The 18,554-nt window shown below is 33.8% G+C and carries 16 protein-coding genes; 14 read left to right on the forward strand and 2 right to left on the reverse strand.

Annotated elements, in window-relative coordinates:
• Positions 1 to 1,826: YSIRK-type signal peptide-containing protein (locus HMPREF2642_RS08045; RefSeq protein WP_256276644.1), on the reverse strand; the 1,826-nt coding region annotated here is incomplete at its 3' end.
• Positions 1,827 to 2,076: 250 nt separating this feature from the next.
• Here HMPREF2642_RS08045 and isdC point away from each other — a divergent pair.
• The 10 genes from isdC (at position 2,077) to pheT (ending at position 12,315) form a co-directional block, all read left to right on the forward strand.
• Positions 2,077 to 2,682 (forward strand): heme uptake protein IsdC, encoded by a 606-nt coding sequence (gene isdC, locus HMPREF2642_RS08050; RefSeq protein ID WP_023350450.1) that lies wholly within the window; start codon positions 2,077 to 2,079, stop codon positions 2,680 to 2,682.
• Between the two features lie 20 nt (positions 2,683 to 2,702).
• Positions 2,703 to 3,782, forward strand: coding sequence for an NEAT domain-containing protein (locus HMPREF2642_RS08055; protein WP_070597876.1), 1,080 nt, complete (start codon positions 2,703 to 2,705; stop codon positions 3,780 to 3,782).
• Positions 3,779 to 4,660 carry a heme ABC transporter substrate-binding protein IsdE gene (gene isdE, locus HMPREF2642_RS08060; protein ID WP_030065243.1) on the forward strand — a complete coding sequence of 294 codons (882 nt, stop codon included), beginning with the start codon at positions 3,779 to 3,781 and terminating at the stop codon, positions 4,658 to 4,660. Before HMPREF2642_RS08055 ends, isdE begins: the two co-directional genes overlap by 4 nt.
• A gap of 11 nt (positions 4,661 to 4,671) precedes the next feature.
• Positions 4,672 to 5,640, forward strand: a complete 969-nt coding sequence (locus HMPREF2642_RS08065) for a FecCD family ABC transporter permease (protein ID WP_037582579.1) — start codon at positions 4,672 to 4,674, stop codon at positions 5,638 to 5,640.
• Entirely contained in the window at positions 5,630 to 6,412 is a 783-nt protein-coding gene (locus HMPREF2642_RS08070; protein ID WP_030065247.1) for an ABC transporter ATP-binding protein, read from the forward strand. Before HMPREF2642_RS08065 ends, HMPREF2642_RS08070 begins: the two co-directional genes overlap by 11 nt.
• Positions 6,405 to 7,133, forward strand: a complete 729-nt coding sequence (gene srtB, locus HMPREF2642_RS08075; protein WP_070597774.1) for a class B sortase — start codon at positions 6,405 to 6,407, stop codon at positions 7,131 to 7,133. Before HMPREF2642_RS08070 ends, srtB begins: the two co-directional genes overlap by 8 nt.
• 19 nt (positions 7,134 to 7,152) lie before the next feature.
• A complete protein-coding gene (locus HMPREF2642_RS08080; RefSeq protein WP_030065251.1) occupies positions 7,153 to 7,476 on the forward strand; it encodes an antibiotic biosynthesis monooxygenase in 324 nt (107 codons plus the stop codon).
• Positions 7,477 to 7,722: 246 nt separating this feature from the next.
• On the forward strand, positions 7,723 to 8,463 hold the full coding sequence (locus HMPREF2642_RS08085; protein WP_049428485.1) for a TrmH family RNA methyltransferase: 741 nt from the start codon (positions 7,723 to 7,725) through the stop codon (positions 8,461 to 8,463).
• A gap of 391 nt (positions 8,464 to 8,854) precedes the next feature.
• The gene (gene pheS / locus HMPREF2642_RS08090) at positions 8,855 to 9,913 is read left to right on the forward strand and encodes a phenylalanine--tRNA ligase subunit alpha (RefSeq protein ID WP_002435139.1); all 1,059 of its coding nucleotides are present in this window, start codon (positions 8,855 to 8,857) and stop codon (positions 9,911 to 9,913) included.
• Entirely contained in the window at positions 9,913 to 12,315 is a 2,403-nt protein-coding gene (gene pheT / locus HMPREF2642_RS08095; RefSeq protein WP_030065255.1) for a phenylalanine--tRNA ligase subunit beta, read from the forward strand. Before pheS ends, pheT begins: the two co-directional genes overlap by 1 nt.
• Positions 12,316 to 12,376: 61 nt before the next feature.
• Here the strand turns inward: pheT and rnhC are convergent, their stop codons facing one another.
• Entirely contained in the window at positions 12,377 to 13,309 is a 933-nt protein-coding gene (gene rnhC, locus HMPREF2642_RS08100) for a ribonuclease HIII (RefSeq protein WP_030065257.1), read from the reverse strand.
• Between the two features lie 294 nt (positions 13,310 to 13,603).
• Here rnhC and zapA point away from each other — a divergent pair, with 294 nt between their 5' ends.
• From zapA to HMPREF2642_RS08120, 4 genes are all read left to right on the forward strand, one after another.
• Positions 13,604 to 13,870 (forward strand): cell division protein ZapA, encoded by a 267-nt coding sequence (zapA, locus tag HMPREF2642_RS08105; RefSeq protein ID WP_002435154.1) that lies wholly within the window; start codon positions 13,604 to 13,606, stop codon positions 13,868 to 13,870.
• Positions 13,871 to 14,392, forward strand: a complete 522-nt coding sequence (locus tag HMPREF2642_RS08110; RefSeq protein WP_030065259.1) for a CvpA family protein — start codon at positions 13,871 to 13,873, stop codon at positions 14,390 to 14,392.
• A gap of 74 nt (positions 14,393 to 14,466) precedes the next feature.
• On the forward strand, positions 14,467 to 16,179 hold the full coding sequence (gene polX, locus HMPREF2642_RS08115) for a DNA polymerase/3'-5' exonuclease PolX (RefSeq protein WP_030065261.1): 1,713 nt from the start codon (positions 14,467 to 14,469) through the stop codon (positions 16,177 to 16,179).
• A gap of 9 nt (positions 16,180 to 16,188) precedes the next feature.
• The gene (locus HMPREF2642_RS08120; RefSeq protein ID WP_030065264.1) at positions 16,189 to 18,537 is read left to right on the forward strand and encodes an endonuclease MutS2; all 2,349 of its coding nucleotides are present in this window, start codon (positions 16,189 to 16,191) and stop codon (positions 18,535 to 18,537) included.
• Positions 18,538 to 18,554 lie beyond the last annotated feature (17 nt).

Below are 18,554 nucleotides of genomic sequence, written 5' to 3' on the forward strand. Positions count from 1 at the left end.
TTTCCGCCAGTGTCTCCACCAGTTTGAGCACCTGTAGGCTCGTTGTTTTGATCAGGAGTAACTGTACCAGGTTTAACACCAGCACCTAATTGTCCATTTTGTTCCGGAGTAGTAGGTTTAGCTTGTCCATTATTATTAGTATCTGGTTTTTCTTGATTATCTTGACCACTTGGTGTTGTTTCACCAGGAGTACCAGTTGAACCGTTATTAGTATCAGGAGCAGGAGTTCCTGTAGCACCAGTAGTGCCTTGTCCAGCTTGATTGTTTTGATCTGGAGTATTTGTACCAGGTTTAGGATTACCATTGTCATCAGGTTTAACTTCAGTATTTTGATCAGGATTAGCTGTACCAGGTTTAGTATTACCGTTTTCATTAGGTTTAACTTCAGTATTTTGATCAGGATTAGCTGTACCAGGTTTAACACCAGCACCTAATTGGCCATTTTGTTCCGGAGTAGTAGGTTTAGCTTGTTCAGCATTATTAGTATCTGGTTTTTCTTGATTTTCATTACCAGGAGTACTTGGTTTTTCTTGATTATCTTGACCATTTGGCGTTGTTTGACCAGGAGTACCAGTTGCACCGTTATTAGTATCAGGAGCAGGAGTACCTGTAGTACCAGTAGTGCCTTGTCCAGCTTGGTTGTTATTTTCAGGTGCAGTAGTTCCAGGAGTACCAGTCGCACCGTTATTAGTTTCAGGTGCAGGAGTACCTGCAGTGCCTGCAGTACCTTGTCCAGCTTGATTATCTTTATCAGCAGGTGGAGTCACAGTAGTTCCTGCATTTTGATTGCCAGCCTCAGGTTTAGCTTGTGTATCTGTAGTCCCTGTATTTTGAGCTGTCCCTGTTTCAGTTGTACCAGGTTTAGATTGAGTACCTTGAGTATCTTGTCCTGTAGTTCCAGGTTGTGGAGTTGTGGCAGCATCATTATTAGTATTACCTGGTTGAGTATCTTGATTGTTTGGAGCAGGTGTAGCTTGATTAGGTTTAGTTTCGCCAGGAGTACCTGCAGCATTTTGAGCATTACCAGCTGAAGTACCTGTTTGTTCTCCATGATCTTCTGTATTAGGTTTCTCTTGATCAGTAGTACTAGTACTTGGTTTAGCTGAACCTGTAGTGTCTGTATTAGGTTGTGTTTCAGGTTGAGATGGAGTAGGTGTTCCAGCACCTACAGTACCAGCTTGAGCACCTTGACCTGTACTATTGTTTTCAGTAGTACCTGGTTTAGATGTAGCATCTTGACCAGTCGTTGCCTCTGGTTTTGTTGAAGCTGCTGGGGAAGTTGCATCATTTTGAGGACTAGGAGTCACAGTAGCTCCATTACCTTGATCTGCTGTTTCAGCATGAGGTTTAGCTTGAGTATCTCCAGTAGCTGTAGTTGGCGCAGTTTGACCTGTGCCAGCAGTTTGAGTTCCTTGTGGAGTACTAGTAGCTTGGTTATCTTGTCCGGTAGTATTTGGACTAGGGTTTGTTTGTGTAGCATCGGCTTGATTAGTTTGAGTTCCTGTAGCTTCTGCAGTGCCTTGACCTTGGTGGTCGGCAGTGTTTGTTTTAGCTCCATCTTGACCTGTTTGTGTAGCAGCAGGAGTACCTGTACCAGCTTGATTATTTTGGTCTTGACTTGTAGTGCTCGGTTGACCAGCTGTGTTAACGGTACCTACAGCTTCTCTTTGCCAAGTATTACCTTCCGTGCCTTCTTCAGCATGTGCCTGTCCGAAGAAAAGGAATGAACCTACAATAATAGAAGCAGTACCAACCGTGAATTTTCTAATTGAATAGTGATTTTTCTGAGTGGGTTTGTCATTTGAAAAATTGTTAGGTTTGTTCATAACTTATTCTCTCCTTTGATAAGTAGTTGTCTCAGTTGTCTTTTGAGAAGTTATAGAATTAGAGTGAAATAAAACATTATCCAATGATAATGGTCAAACAATATATTAGCATATTTTTATAACTTTAAACAACTAATTAAAAATATTATCAATTTTATATTGACGTTGATAACTATTTTCATTTATTATTTTTACAAGAATTAGGGTGAGTAATTTATCAAGTTTTATCACTCTTATGGAGGTTGTATAAATGAAAGTGACTTATAAAACGTTAAGTTTTGTTTTAGTTTTAATAATATTTTTAGTGAATTGGGGACCTAATGTAAGTTACGCAGCCGAAGGTAAGTCTATTAATTTTGAAGTTTTAAAATATAATACAAATGATACTTCGATGGCAAATGACTATTTTGAGAAGCCTGCAAAATTAATTGAAAAAGATGGGAAGAAAGTACTTCAAATCACAGTTAATCATAGTCATTGGATTACTGGAATGACTATTGAGGGTAGCAAAGAGAAAATTATTAGCAAAGATGCTAGTAAAGACATGAGAACATCTGAATTTGTGGTAAACAAAGCTTCTGGTAAAGTAAACGGAACAATTGCAGTTTACATCAATGAGCCAGTAAATGGTAAGCCATTCAAATATGATCATCATTACAATATTACTTTTAAATTTGATGGTAAAGATGGTGGAGCGACTGGATCACCAAATATTGTCCAAGATAAATCAACTGCTGAAAATCCTCAAACTAGTGGTGGAATCCCTACATATACATATTTAATTCCTATAGCTTCTCTATTTGTATTAATTACAATTTCAGTTTTGTCATTCAAATTAAAAAAAGGTAATGAATAATGAAATATTGTAGTCGCTTAATGATGAAATTATTCGTTATAGCGTTTACTTTAGGAATATCTTTAAATAATGATACTTATCAAGTAAAGGCTGATGATAAAAATCTATCATCAGCCGATTATTATATTAAAGAAAGCTTTGAAAAAGATAAAAATCATGCGAAACGCCATAGTGATCATCAACAAATTAGAAATAAGATAGAACAAACGATAGAATTTTACGTTCGTAAACAGAATAATAGGGATGTTTCACATATGGATGAGTATGTAAAACATCCTGGTTATATTGTTAATGACGGTAATCAAACATATTTTGTAATGACTTTATTAAACAGAGAATGGTGGGAAAGTTATAAATTCTACCAACATGATAAAGAATTAAAAGTGAGTATTGTAAATGAGGATAAAGAACAAGATACGGTAACCATTCAAATACCCCTTATTAACATAAAAGAAGAAGTAAAATCTCGTATCCACATTAAAATACCATCGATACATTACGACCATACGTATACCACTTGTATCGTTATGAAACATAGCGAAAAGAATGATGAAAAGGTTAACCACAAAGACGCTCAGAATAACAAGTCTAATCAGTTTGATGATAAAGAGAGCCTAAGAAAAAATTTAAAAACAGAAGAAGGACAATTTAATGAAATAAAAAATGAGAATAGTCATCTAAAAGAGTCAAAACAATCAACTCAACAAGATATGTCGTCAAATCAGATTATCAATAGAGAAGAACAAAATAAATTTTCTAATTCAAATAGCAATCTATCAATTAAACCAAGTACAGATAAACCGAGCTCAGATTCATTAAATCGGACTAATTCAAATACTCCAGCTAGTTTAAATACAAATACTAATTCTAGGTATAGCCAATTGCCTCAACTTAATCCTTTTAAAAAGGAAAAAGATAAACCTAATCCAAGCTTCAATAGAGATGCTGATAAGAAGAAAGTTGCAAAAAAAGACCATAATGAGGATGTACTCCCTAATCATAGAAATACATACTATCTTCTTGGCTCTGTTATTTTATTGGCAATTTTAGCTTTAATCGCAACATATTTTGTTAAAAGAAAGAGTGAGTCGAAAAAATGAGAAAAACCCGAATAATTTTTACTATCATATTATTTATCGTTTTACTCAGTGGTTGCGAGGCGGATGATAGCAATAAAAAGAAAGATAAAGCTGAATCGAAGGATATTCGTATCGTACCTACTACCGTCGCTTTAACGATGACATTAGATAAGTTAGATTTACCTATTGTAGGTAAGCCCACATCTTATAAAAAGTTACCAGATCGATATAAAAATGTTCCGGAAGTCGGCCAACCGATGGAACCAAGTGTAGAGGCAGTTAAAAAAGTGAATCCTACACATGTTTTGAGTGTATCTACTATTAAAGATGAAATGAAGCCCTTTTATAAACAATTAAACATGAAAGGTTACTTCTATGATTATGATAGTTTAGATGGCATGGAAAAATCTATTACTGAACTTGGTAAACAGTTTAATAGGGAGAAGAAGGCTAAAGAACTAAATCATCACCTTAATTCTGTGAAAGAGAATATTGAAAGTAAAGTTGCAAAACAAAAGAAACATCCTAAGGTACTGATACTTATGGGGATACCTGGCAGTTATTTAGTTGCCACTGATAAATCATATATTGGAGATCTCGTAAAAATCGCTGGTGGAGAGAATGTCATACAAGACCATTCTAAACAGTATATTTCTTCTAACACGGAACATTTAGTTAATGTTAATCCCGATATTATATTAAGACTTCCTCACGGGATGCCAGATGAAGTTAAGAAAATGTTCCAAAAAGAATTTAAACAAAATGATATTTGGAAGCATTTCAAAGCAGTTAAAACGAATCAAGTTTATGATTTAGAGGAAGTACCATTTGGTATCACTGCAAACGTGGACGCTGATGATGCTATGACACAGTTATATAATCTATTTTATAAAAAGTGATGGGGGAAATAATGTTACAACACTACTCTAAATTACTCTTTCTAATTTCAATTATCCTCCTATGTGTGACTGTATATGTGTCATTTATTGTTGGTACGATACCTATTTCTCTTAAAGATATATTAACCCAATTTACTACTGGTCATGTTTCTAATGTAGACACAATCATTGATTTAAGATTACCTAGAATCATTATCGCTTTATGTGTTGGTGCAATGCTTTCGGTATCTGGGGCATTATTGCAAGCAGTTTTGCAAAACCCTTTAGCCGAGGCGCAACTACTCGGTGTTTCATCAGGAGCACTTGTCATGCGTATGATTCTAATATTGGTGACACCCCAATTATTTTTTGTCATACCTTTACTTAGTTTTCTAGGAGGAATGATACCTTTTCTATTATTATTTCTCTTAAGTGTGAAATTCAAATTTCAACCTACACGTATGATATTAATCGGTGTAGCAATGTATGCAATGCTAACCGGAGTACTTGATTTATTTGCACAGAATCCATTTCTGAAAATACCTCAAGGACTAACTATGAAAACATGGAATGATGTTAAGATTATCGGAATATCAGCGAGTATAGGTTTAGTAATCACAATGCTTTTAACGTCTAAAGTGAATTTATTAGCTTTAGAGGATAAACAAGCTAATAATTTAGGCTTTCACATTACTAAATATAGACTAATCATTGGGGGTGTAGCTGTGTTTCTAGCGAGTGCTTCTTCTGCAATTGTAGGTCCACTAGCTTTTGTAGGCTTAATTATTCCACATATTGTACGTAAGTTAATTGGTAGTAATTATAAAGAAGTGATACCACTATCTATAATTTTAGGAGGATGGTTTGTTGTTACAACTGATTTATTAGGTAGAACGTTACATCCACCACTCGAAATACCAGCGAATGTCATTATGATGCTTATAGGTGGTCCAATTTTAATCTATCTTATTTGTAAGGGAGCTGTTAATGATGCGAGTTAAGGGGCTTCATTTTCAATATAAGAATGATTCGGAAATTATAAAAAATCTGTCATTAACATTTAGCTCTAATGCAATTACTTCTATTATCGGACCGAATGGATGTGGAAAATCCACTCTGTTAAAGTTACTTTCTCGAAATTTGAAGCCTTCAGAAGGTGTTATATATTTAGATGAGTTAGATTTGAAAACATTTAGTAAGAGAGCATTTGCACGTAAACTTGCTACAGTGCATCAAAAGATGAATATTCCGGAAGGATTCACTGTAAGACAATACATAGAACTTGGACGATATAGTCATGAAAGTTGGTTGAAAATGGATGTAAAAAAAGAAACAATTGTTCAAAACATTCTTCAACAACTGAATTTAGTAAATCTTCAGAATAAAAAATTGGCGTCATTATCTGGAGGTGAAGCACAAAGAGTATTTTTAGCAACTGCATTAGTGCAAGAACCTCGTTACATCTTATTGGATGAGCCAACCACATATTTAGATATTCATTACCAATATCAAGTTTTAGATACTATTCGTACTTTAAAAGATCATTATCATATTACTTTTATAATGGTACTTCATGATATTAATCAAGCAATAGAATATAGTGATGAAGTGATTTGCCTAAATGATAAAGGAGTTATTGCGCAAGGTGCGCCTCAAGAAGTGATTAATGAAACAATTTTAAAAGAAATGTATCAAATTGACGCTAAAATTATAAATGACAGTGAATGTGGCATGATTGTTTGTAGAAAAAGGGTGAGGGATTCAAATGATTAAATTCGTTAGACTTATTCAAATTGTATTAATAGCAGTCATCCTTATCTTTAGTTATCAGTTGTTTAAAACATATCTTGAAGACAAAGCGTCAGCTAAAAGGTATAAAAATTTACAACAACAATTTAAGTCAGAGTCCCTGTCTAACGAAAATGAGGTACGTCCACAATTTTCTAAATTAGAATCTATTAATAAAGATATTGTTGGGTGGATACAACTTAAAGGAACATCATTAAATTATCCAGTATTACAAGGTAAAACCAATCATGACTATTTAAGAGAAGATTTTGATCATGAAAAGACACGTAAGGGAAGTATTTTTATGGATTATCGAAATTCTGTAAAAACTCCTAATTCGAATACTATTATTTATGGTCACCACATGGGTGATAATACAATGTTTGATGTACTAGAAAAGTATTTAAAACAAAGTTACTTTGATCAGCATCAAGATATTCAATACGACACGAAATATGGAAAATATCTATTACAAGTCTTTAGTGCATATCGCACTACTACGAAAGATAACTATATACAAACAGATTTTAAAACACCATCTGAATTTCAACATTTTATAGATAATACAAAGAAAAAATCGGAGATACAAACAAAAGTTCAAATTAGTAATCAAGACAAGATAGTTACTTTGTCTACTTGCGAGGACGCTTATAACCAAACATCAGGAAGAATTGTTGTTGTGGCGAAGCTAGTCAAAATAAATTAACAGAAAAGAGGAAAACATCATGAAATTTATGGCTGAAAATAAATTAAAATTAGATAAAGGAACAGCTCAAGATATAATAGAAAGGTTCTACACAAGACATGGTATTGAAACACTTGAAGGCTTTAAAGGGATGTTTGTAACAAATACTAAAGAACAACCAGATTATGATGAAGTAAAAATTTTAACAATATGGGAATCTGAACAAGCTTTTATTGATTGGTTACAATCAGATGTGTTTAAAAAAGCACATAAAAATGTTCGTCACCAATCAGCAGATGCATCAAGCCCAATTCTTGAAAACGTAGTTAAGAAATATGATATTGGATACCAATACTTTAAATAATGTGTACTGTAATTAAAAGAAGTAAGTGTGATTAATTGAAATTAAAAATACTTGATTTCGATACAAACTAAAGCAAGTCGAGAGTTTGTTGTCTAAACATAATTGAAACAAATTATGTCAATTTCAAACCTTCGCTTGCTTCTTTTTTATAGTAGTAATTAAATTTAAAAATTATAGTGGACTTTGAAATCAATTGATATTAGATTACAATATGAATACATTAACTTAAGAGTTGGAGAAATGATCATGGAACAAATTACGTCTGCTCAAAATAATAAAATAAAAAATGCAAATAAGTTAAAAAAGAAACGTGATCGTGATAAGACAGGTCTAGCTTTAATAGAAGGAATACACCTTATCGAAGAAGCGTATCAAAGTGGTATTGAAATAAAGCAATTATTTGTAATAGAACCTGACAGAACAGATGAGGACCTAATTGATTACGCGAATGAAACATATGAAATTAATATGAAAGTGGCTGAAGCTCTTTCTGGTACTGTAACTCCACAAGGTTTCTTTGCGGTGATTGAAAAGCCACATTATAATGATACCGAAGCGCAACAAGTATTATTAATTGATCGAATTCAAGATCCAGGTAATTTAGGTACATTAATTCGCACTGCAGATGCTGCTGGCATAGATTTAATTGTAATGGAAAAGGGGACTGCAGACCCATATCAAGATAAGGTAATGAGAGCGAGTCAGGGTAGTATATTCCATATTCCTATTGTTATTAAGGATTTAACAACTTACATTAATGAATTTGATGGCCCAGTGTATGGAACAGCACTCGAAAATGCAGTAAGCTTTAAAGAGATAGAGGCTCAATCACGATTTGCTTTATTATTAGGCAACGAAGGTGAAGGTGTGAACCAAGAATTATTACAACAAACAACACAAAATCTTATCATACCCATTTATGGTAAAGCTGAGAGTTTAAATGTTGCTATTGCAGGTAGTATATTACTCTACCAGTTGAAAGGTTGACCCCTTGTTCAAATTTCGGCTATAATAGTTGATGAATTTATTAAAAAATGAAGTATTCATTAGCGTTTAAACATCACTGAAACAATTAAATGATCAACCGATAAAAAGACGTAAATTATTTAGAAAGTTGAAAAGGGAGAATAACCGTGACTGAAAGTTATTCCAACTTGAAATAATTTTGTTCATCTTTTTGGTTACTTAAAGAAATTTAAGTCGGAATTGTCATTCCGTTATCAATAGATATACAAGTGTATGCTTAGGCATAAATTTGGGTGGTACCACGGAAAGCTTTCGTCCCAGTTCGATATGGGGTGAAAGCTTTTTTGATGTTGAAGTATTTGAGTTTTCATTTTCAAAAAAAAATAGTGGCATTAAAAGGAGGAGTTCGGTCATGACTCAAAATGATACGATGGCGGAATTAAAACAACAAGCTCTCGTTGATATTAATGAAGCAGATAATGAACGTGCATTGCAAGATGTAAAGGTTAAATATTTAGGTAAAAAAGGTTCAGTAAGTGGTTTAATGAAAAATATGAAAGATTTACCTAATGAAGAGAAACCTGCATATGGTCAAAAAGTAAATGAATTGCGTCAAACAATTCAGAATGAATTAGATGAAAGACAAAAGTTATTAAAAGAAGAGAAATTAAACCAACAGCTTGCTGAGGAAACGATTGATGTGACATTACCTAGTCGCCATATTGAGATGGGTTCAAAGCATCCTCTTACTCGAACAGTTGAAGAGATTGAGGATTTGTTCCTCGGTTTAGGTTATGAGATTGTAGATGGGTATGAAGTTGAACAAGATTATTATAATTTTGAAGCTTTAAATTTACCTAAGTCTCACCCTGCACGAGATATGCAGGATAGTTTCTATATTACTGAAGAAATATTAATGCGTACGCACACGTCACCAGTTCAAGCACGAACAATGGAGAAACGTGGTGGACAGGGTCCAGTTAAAATTATTTGTCCGGGTAAGGTGTACCGTCGTGACTCGGATGATGCGACACATAGTCATCAATTTACACAAATTGAAGGATTAGTCGTTGATAAAAATATTAAAATGAGTGATTTGAAAGGTACTTTAGAGTTATTAGCCAAGAAATTATTCGGTGCTGAACGAGAAATTCGTCTACGTCCAAGTTATTTCCCTTTTACAGAACCATCAGTCGAAGTTGATGTCTCTTGTTTCAAATGTAAAGGAGAAGGTTGCAATGTCTGCAAACATACAGGTTGGATTGAAATTTTAGGCGCTGGAATGGTACATCCAAACGTTCTTGAAATGGCGGGCTTTGATTCTAATGAATATTCAGGATTCGCATTTGGAATGGGGCCAGATCGAATCGCAATGTTGAAATATGGTATTGAAGATATTCGTCATTTCTATACAAATGATGTTAGATTCTTAGATCAATTTAAAGCAGTAGAAGATAGAGGTGACCAATAATGTTGATTTCAAATGAGTGGTTAAAAGATTATGTCAATGTTGATCAACCTGTTCAAGATTTAGCTGAAAGAATTACACGCACAGGTATTGAAGTTGATGACATTATCGATTATACGAAAGATATTAAAAATTTAGTGGTTGGTCATGTTGTGTCAAAAGCACCGCATCCAGACGCCGATAAATTGAATATTTGTCAAGTTGATTTAGGCGAGGATGAGCCGGTTCAAATCGTATGTGGTGCTCCAAATGTTGATGAAGGTCAGCATGTCATTGTTGCGAAAGTTGGAGGTCGTCTACCTGGTGGCGTTAAAATTAAACGTGCGAAGCTACGTGGTGAACGCTCAGAAGGTATGATTTGTTCGTTACAAGAAATAGGTATTTCAAGTCACGTTACGCCTAAAGCGTTCGAATCAGGTATTTATGTATTTCCAACAGAAGTGACTCCAGGTACAGATGCGCTTGAAGCATTATATCTTAATGATCAGGTGATGGAATTTGACTTAACTCCTAACCGTGCAGACGCATTAAGTATGGTGGGCACAGCTTATGAAGTAGCTGCTTTATACCAAACTGAAATGACAAAACCTCAAACTTCAAGTCAAGAAAGTGATAAATCAGCCAGTGATGAATTATCTGTTACAGTTCAAAATGAAGATAAAGTACCTTATTACAGTGCAAGAATCGTTCATGATGTAACGATTGCGCCATCACCAGTATGGATGCAAGCACGCTTGATGAAGGCGGGAATTCGCCCTATTAATAATGTGGTAGATATTTCTAACTATGTTCTATTAGAGTATGGTCAGCCACTTCACATGTTTGACCAAAATCAAATTGGTTCACAAAAGATTGAAGTAAGACAAGCAAATTCAAATGAAAAAATGACGACTTTAGATAACGCCGAGCGCGACTTATTAGATTCAGATATCGTTATTACAAACGGCAATGAGCCGATAGCTCTAGGTGGTGTTATGGGAGGAGACTTCTCAGAAGTTACTGATCAAACACGCAATGTTGTTATCGAAGGTGCAATCTTTGATCCAGTATCTATTCGTCATACTTCTCGTCGTTTAAACCTAAGAAGTGAATCATCAAGCCGTTTTGAAAAAGGTATTGCAACTGAATTTGTTGATGAAGCAGTAGATAGAGCTTGTTATTTACTAGAAAGATATGCTTCAGGTACAGTGTTAAAAGATAGAGTAGCAGCAGGTGATTTAGGAGCAATGGTTACTCCAATCAATATTACTGCTGAAAAGGTAAACCAAACAATTGGATTTAACTTAAGTGACGATGATATCGTTAACATCTTTGAACAACTCGGGTTTGATACCCAAAATCAAAATGGACAATTAACAGTTAATGTGCCATCTCGTCGTAAAGATATTTCAATTAAAGAAGATTTAATTGAAGAGGTTGCACGTATATATGGTTATGACGAAATTCCTTCAACGCTTCCTGTATTTGAAGATGTAACAAGTGGATCACTAACAGATCGTCAATATAAAACACGTACTGTAAAAGAAACTCTTGAAGGTGCTGGGCTTGATCAAGCTATCACTTATTCATTAATATCTAAAGATCACGCTAAGGACTTTGCTTTACAAGATCGTCCTACTATCGAATTATTGATGCCAATGAGTGAAGCGCATTCTACGTTAAGACAAAGTCTTTTACCGCATCTTATTGAAGCTGTGGCATACAATGTTGCGCGTAAAAACTCAGATGTTAAATTGTATGAAATTGGTCGTGTCTTCTTCGGTAATGGGGAAGGAGAGTTACCAGATGAAGTCGAATATTTAAGCGGTATTTTAACGGGACAATATGTTAATCATGCTTGGCAAAGTAAAAAAGAGTCAGTAGATTTCTATTTAGCTAAGGGTGTTGTTGATCGCGTAGCTGAAAAACTAAATATTAAATTTGATTATAGAGCAGGTCAAATCCAAGGTTTACACCCAGGTAGAACAGCTATAGTTTCGTTAAATGGAGAAGATATTGGTTTTATTGGTGAGTTACATCCAACACTTGCTGCAGAAAATGATTTAAAACGCACATATGTATTTGAATTAAATTATGACGCTATTATGAGAGTATCTGTTGGTTATATTAATTATGAACCAATACCTAGATTCCCAGGTGTATCAAGAGATATAGCGTTAGAAGTGAATCATGAAGTTCCTGCTTCAGATTTAATATCTACTATTCATAATAATGGGGAAGACATTTTAAATGATACGTTAGTATTTGATGTATACGAAGGTGAACACTTAGAAGAAGGTAAAAAATCAGTAGCTATTAGATTGAATTATTTAGATACTGAAAATACTCTTACAGACGAACGTGTAACAGCAGTACACGACAAAATTTTAGAAGCCTTACAACAGCAAGGTGCTACAATAAGATAATTAACTAAAAAAAGACCTATCCTTAAAATGAAATTTTTAATGAGGATAGGTCTTTGTATATTTAAGTATATTTTTTCTCGATTAAAGCTAGTGCTTTATCTCGATTTTTAAAATGTTTTTTAGATATAGCATCAAGTTGGCTTAAGCCAAATTTTTGAATGATTTTAGCCGCGAATAAATCAACTTTATTACTTGCACCTTTTGGAACTTCCATTTTAATTTGTTGTGTTATTTGGTTCATATGTTTTACGAAAGCATATCGCGAGATAATACTAGCTGCTGCAATAGCTAGTGATTTTGATTCACCCTTAGTTTCAAATTGAGTTTTTTTAGGAAATGGTAGTTCGGAAAGTGCATAATGCTGGTATACTTCCCGTTTAGCAAATTGGTCAATCACGATATAATCTAAGTGATCCACGTCAATTTTTTGAACAACATTTTTGATTGCTTCATTATGTAAAACGGCTTTCATTTTTACTTGTGACCAGCCCATCTTTTGACGCTCATTATACTTCACATTATTTAAAGTTAGTAGTGAGTGAGGGATAAAAGTAATGAGCTGTTCAGCTAGTTCAACAATTTTGTCATCTGTTAATTTTTTTGAATCATCCACGCCTAAGGTTTTTAAAACTTGTGCATTTTTCTCTGAGACGTATGCTGCACAGACGGTTAAAGGACCAAAGTAATCACCGCTACCTGCTTCATCACTACCTATGCAATTATATTTGTTATATTGAATTGACGACTGTTTAGAGGTAGATGTTTTTGATTGAGAAGATGAAGATATAGCTTGATTTGGTAACATGCGTTGAGCTACTAATTCTGCATTCTTTCCTTGGAACATGACCTTTCCTGAATGATATATATTAATTGTAGTGTTTTGGTATTTAGTTCGTGCTCTCATGCCTTGTGGCAATTGAGTTGTTTCAAATTGAATTTGTGATAATAATTGATCTATTTCACTTTGAGTTAATTTATGAACGACATTTCCCATAATAAGTAACCTCACTTTTAATTTCGTACTCATATATTCTATCAAATTTCATTTTCTATCTCATTGATGAATATAACAATATAACTATTAAATGATTTAACATGATATGATGTCTTAAATTGTTTGATAATAGCTACTTACATAATTTTTTACTCTCATGTATAATGTGTGTTGATAAGTAAAAATTGAAGTTAAATCATATAGCTATTTATTTTCAAGATTAAGAAAAAATCTTGAAGTTTTAAATTATAGAAAGTTAAAATCATTTAAATATTAGGTCAGGAGCAATTAAACATGAGTGAATTTAAAAATAGAATAAATGTTACGATCAACGATCAACATTTCACAATCATTGGCGATGACAGTCCTGAGCATATTCGTTATGTTGCACATCTTGTAGATGAGAAAATGCAAGAATTAGGTCAAAAATCCGCAGGCTTAGATACTACTCGTAAATCGATTTTAACAGCGGTAAATATTATGCATGAGAAAGTTTTACTAGAAGAAGAAAATCGTCGATTACAACAAGAAATCAATCAATTTAAACAAAGTGAAGATTAGATGGTTGTTGATTTAGTTGTCATTATATTGATTTTCTACTTTATGATGATTGGTTTCCGTAGGGGGACGTGGTTGTCGACACTACATTTTATTTCTTCAATCGTATCATTATGGATTGCATCTCAGTTTTATAAGCCTATAGCGCAAAGGCTGATTGTGTTTGTACCATTTCCTAAAACGGTAGCATATGACACAGCTTATGCAATTCATTTTAATCAATTGCAACAACGATTTGAAAATATTGTTGCATTCATTATTTTAGCTACGCTAGCTAAGCTTATTTTGTATCTAATTATTGTTACATTTGATAATATAGTAGCGTATCAGAAACATCAATTAGTTAGTCGAATTATAGGAATTATTCTAGGTTTAATAATGAGCTTAATTGTGATTCAAATTGGACTATATTTTATTTCATTATATCCCGAGCCATTAATTCAAAATCAAATAGCACAATCGTTAATATGTAAAAGGATAATTTTAAATTTACCATACGTATCACAGGTTATTTTAAATTTATAAACTAATTATATAAGGTCAGGACTAGAGCTAACTTTAATGTTGTGTCCTGGTCTTCTTTTTATGGAGAGATGTATATGACTAAAAAAGATGTAATTCAATTGTTAGAAAAAATAGCAACATATATGGAGTTAAAAGGGGAAAACACGTTTAAAGTATCTGCCTATCGAAAAGCAGCTCAAAGTTTGGAAATAGATGAGCGTCCTTTAGATGAAATTGAGGATGTTACCGAGCTTAAGGGTATCGGTAAAGGTGTGGGCGAAGTTATCAACGAATTTAGAAATCAAGGTGAGTCTAGCACCTTACAAGCCCTCCAAGAGGAAGTACCTGAAGGATTAGTCCCTTTATTAAAAATTCAAGGTCTAGGTAGTAAGAAAATCGCTAAACTTTATAAAGAACTTCATATTATTGATAAAGAAAGTTTACAGAAAGCTTGTGAAGAAGGTGAAGTCAGTAAACTAAGTGGCTTCGCAAAGAAGACTGAACAGAATATTTTAGAAGCAGTTAAAGCACTAGGAGCCAAAAAAGACAGTTATCCGATTGATCAAATGAGAGGTCTGAATAATGAAATTATTGATTTCATTAAAAAGCTTAAACATGTAGATAATTATTCTTCTGCTGGAAGTTTTAGACGTTATAAAGAAATGAGTAAAGATTTAGACTTCATTATTAGTACGGAACAACCTCTAGAAGTTCAACAGCAATTGCTTGATATTCCTAACAAAGTAAAAGAAGTAGCAGTTGGGGATACTAAAGTATCTTTAGAGTTATCTTATGATGATGAGACGATAGGTGTAGACTTTAGATTAATTGAGCCTAAAGCCTTCTACCATACGCTTCAACACTTTACCGGTTCTAAAGACCATAACATCCGTATTCGACAATTAGCTAAAGAACGTAACGAAAAAGTAAGTGAATATGGTATAGAAAAAGCTGATGGTACATTACTGCAATTTCAAAGTGAAGAAGAGATTTATCACCATTTTGACGTAAATTGGATTGCACCTGCAATGCGAGAAGATGGCAGTGAATTTGATAAAGATTTAAGTGATATCATTTCTTTAGAGGATATTAATGGTGATATTCATATGCATACAACGTATAGTGATGGTGCTTTTTCAATTAGAGAAATGGTAGAAGCAAATATTGCTAAAGGTTATCAATTCATGGTAATCACAGACCACTCACAAAGTTTGAAAGTTGCAAATGGTTTACAGGTAGAGCGTCTCTTAAGACAAAATGAAGAAATCAAAAAGTTAAATGAAGAATATGATGAAATTGATATTTATTCTGGTACAGAAATGGATATATTACCAGATGGTTCACTTGATTATGATGACGAAGTCTTAGCACAACTTGATTATGTGATAGCTGCTATCCATCAAAGTTTCAATCAATCTGAAGATGAGATTATGAAACGTTTAGAAGTAGCTTGTAAAAATCCATACGTGCGTCATATTGCGCATCCGACGGGTCGAATCATTGGACGACGACCTGGTTATAAACCTAATATAGAAAAATTAATGAAATTAGCTGAAGAAACAAATACGATATTAGAAATTAACGCGAATCCTAAACGTTTAGATTTAAATGCTGAGACTGTACGTAAATATCCTAACGTTAAGTTAACAATTAATACAGATGCACACCATACGAATCATTTAGAGTTTATGAAGTACGGTGTGGCTACGGCTCAAAAAGGTTTTGTAACAAAAGATAGAGTGATCAATGCGTTATCACGAGAAGAGTTTAAATCACTCGTTGAAAATAATATTAAATTAAAGAAATAGAGGGATTGCATGAGACAAAAGACATTAGATGTTTTGGAATTCGACAAGATTAAATCCTTTGTTGCGGATGAAACAATAAGTGATTTAGGTCGTGAAAAAGTAGATGCAATGACACCAGCAACTGAATTTGAAACTGTTGAATTTCAAATCAATGAAACTGATGAAATTTCTCAAATATACAATAAACATCGATTACCAAGTTTAAGTGGTTTAGCTAAGGTATCACCACTTATTCATAGAGCGAATATAGGTGGCGTTCTAAATGTGACTGAATTGAATGTAATTAAACGACTCATTCAAGTTCAAAATCAATTTAAGACGTTTTACAACCAACTCTTAGAAGAAGATGAAGAAGTAAAGTACCCGATATTAGATGAAAAGATGAGTCAGCTTCCGGTACTAACTGATTTATTTCAAGAAATCAAAGATAAATGTGATACTTATGATTTATATGACCATGCAAGTTATGCACTACAAGGTATTAGAAGCAAAATTTCTAGTACTAATCAACGAATACGTCAGAATTTAGATCGTATTGTTAAAAGTCAGAGCAATCAAAAGAAGTTATCTGATGCCATTGTCACAGTTAGAAATGACCGTAACGTAATTCCAGTTAAAGCGGAATATCGTCAAGATTTTAATGGTATTGTGCATGATCAATCAGCATCTGGACAAACTCTTTATATTGAACCCAGTTCAGTTGTAGAGATGAATAATCAAATCAGTCGTTTGCGTAACGATGAGGCTGTGGAACGCGAACGTATTCTTACTGAGTTGACCGGTCAAGTAGCTGTAGAAGTCGATTCCATACTTATAGCTGAATCAGTGATGGGGCAAATTGATTTCTTAATTGCTAAAGCACGTTATGCACGTTCGATTAAGGGAACGAAACCTACTTTTAAGAAAGAGAGAACGGTTTATCTTCCCAACGCGTTTCATCCATTATTAGATAAAGAAACTGTCGTTTCAAATACGATTGAATTTATCGATGATGTTGAAACGGTGATTATTACAGGGCCAAATACAGGCGGTAAGACTGTTACTTTAAAGACACTTGGACTTATTATTGTCATGGCACAATCTGGTTTATTAATACCAACGCTTGATGGCAGTCAATTAAGTATTTTCGAAAATGTATACTGCGATATAGGCGATGAACAATCAATTGAACAGTCTTTATCAACTTTCTCATCTCATATGAAGAATATTGTTGAAATCTTACATGAAGCAGATAAAAATAGCTTAATATTATTTGATGAATTGGGCGCAGGGACTGATCCTAGTGAAGGTGCAGCGTTAGCAATGAGTATCCTAGATTACGTTCGCAACCTAGGATCACTTGTTATGGCAACAACCCATTACCCAGAGTTAAAAGCATATAGTTATAATCGCGAAGGTGTCATGAATGCTAGTGTGGAGTTCAATGTTGATACGTTAAGCCCAACCTATAAATTGCTCATGGGCGTACCTGGGCGTTCAAACGCATTCGATATTTCTAAAAAGTTGGGACTTGGCCTCAATATCATTAATAAAGCTAAAACAATGATTGGTACAGATGAACAAGAAATTAACTCAATGATAGAATCTTTAGAAAGAAATTCTAAGCGTGTAGATGAACAACGTATTGAACTAGATCGACTTGTTCGTGAAGCTCAAGAAACTCACGATGCCCTTGCGAAGCAATATCAACAATATCAAAACTATGAACAATCATTGATGAATGAAGCGAAAGAAAAAGCGAATCAACGTGTTAAATCTGCGACTAAAGAAGCGGATACAATTCTTAAAGAATTAAGAGATTTACGTGACAACAAAGGTGCAGAAGTTAAAGAACATGAATTAATTGATAAGAAAAAACAATTAGATGACCAATATGAAGCGAAGTCAATTAAACAAAGTGTTCAGAAGAAAAAATACGATAAAATTAACGCTGGTGATGAAGTGAAAGTGCTCTCATATGGTCAAAAAGGTGAGGTGCTTGAACTTGTTGGTGAAGATGAAGCAGTTGTGCAAATGGGTATCATTAAAATGAAATTACCTATTGAAGATTTAGAGAAAACGAAGAAGAAAAAAGAAAAACCAGCTAAAATGGTTACACGTCAAAATAGACAAACGATTAAGACTGAACTTGATTTAAGAGGATATCGTTATGAGGAAGCACTAATAGAATTAGATCAATATCTAGATCAAGCAGTTTTAAGTAATTATGAGCAAGTTTACATTATTCATGGTAAAGGCACAGGCGCGCTTCAAAAAGGTGTTCAACAGCATTTAAAAAAACATAAAAGTGTCAGCAAATTTAGAGGTGGTATGCCTAGTGAAGGTGGATTTGGCGTAACGGTTGCAGAACTCAAATGATTAATGATTGATTAATT

This window comes from Staphylococcus sp. HMSC055A09, assembly GCF_001809655.1.
GTDB lineage: Bacteria > Bacillota > Bacilli > Staphylococcales > Staphylococcaceae > Staphylococcus > Staphylococcus capitis.

What these genes read in the sequence shown, in the direction of transcription:
- isdC (WP_023350450.1), top strand. Translation starts at nt 2,077, where the DNA reads ATGAAAGTGACTTATAAAACGTTAAGTTTTGTTTTAGTTTTAATAATA.
- HMPREF2642_RS08055 (WP_070597876.1), top strand. Translation starts at nt 2,703, where the DNA reads ATGATGAAATTATTCGTTATAGCGTTTACTTTAGGAATATCTTTAAAT.
- isdE (WP_030065243.1), top strand. Translation starts at nt 3,779, where the DNA reads ATGAGAAAAACCCGAATAATTTTTACTATCATATTATTTATCGTTTTA.
- HMPREF2642_RS08065 (WP_037582579.1), top strand. Translation starts at nt 4,672, where the DNA reads ATGTTACAACACTACTCTAAATTACTCTTTCTAATTTCAATTATCCTC.
- HMPREF2642_RS08070 (WP_030065247.1), top strand. Translation starts at nt 5,630, where the DNA reads ATGCGAGTTAAGGGGCTTCATTTTCAATATAAGAATGATTCGGAAATT.
- srtB (WP_070597774.1), top strand. Translation starts at nt 6,405, where the DNA reads ATGATTAAATTCGTTAGACTTATTCAAATTGTATTAATAGCAGTCATC.
- HMPREF2642_RS08080 (WP_030065251.1), top strand. Translation starts at nt 7,153, where the DNA reads ATGAAATTTATGGCTGAAAATAAATTAAAATTAGATAAAGGAACAGCT.
- HMPREF2642_RS08085 (WP_049428485.1), top strand. Translation starts at nt 7,723, where the DNA reads ATGGAACAAATTACGTCTGCTCAAAATAATAAAATAAAAAATGCAAAT.
- pheS (WP_002435139.1), top strand. Translation starts at nt 8,855, where the DNA reads ATGACTCAAAATGATACGATGGCGGAATTAAAACAACAAGCTCTCGTT.
- pheT (WP_030065255.1), top strand. Translation starts at nt 9,913, where the DNA reads ATGTTGATTTCAAATGAGTGGTTAAAAGATTATGTCAATGTTGATCAA.
- rnhC (WP_030065257.1), bottom strand. Translation starts at nt 13,309, where the DNA reads ATGGGAAATGTCGTTCATAAATTAACTCAAAGTGAAATAGATCAATTA.
- zapA (WP_002435154.1), top strand. Translation starts at nt 13,604, where the DNA reads ATGAGTGAATTTAAAAATAGAATAAATGTTACGATCAACGATCAACAT.
- HMPREF2642_RS08110 (WP_030065259.1), top strand. Translation starts at nt 13,871, where the DNA reads ATGGTTGTTGATTTAGTTGTCATTATATTGATTTTCTACTTTATGATG.
- polX (WP_030065261.1), top strand. Translation starts at nt 14,467, where the DNA reads ATGACTAAAAAAGATGTAATTCAATTGTTAGAAAAAATAGCAACATAT.
- HMPREF2642_RS08120 (WP_030065264.1), top strand. Translation starts at nt 16,189, where the DNA reads ATGAGACAAAAGACATTAGATGTTTTGGAATTCGACAAGATTAAATCC.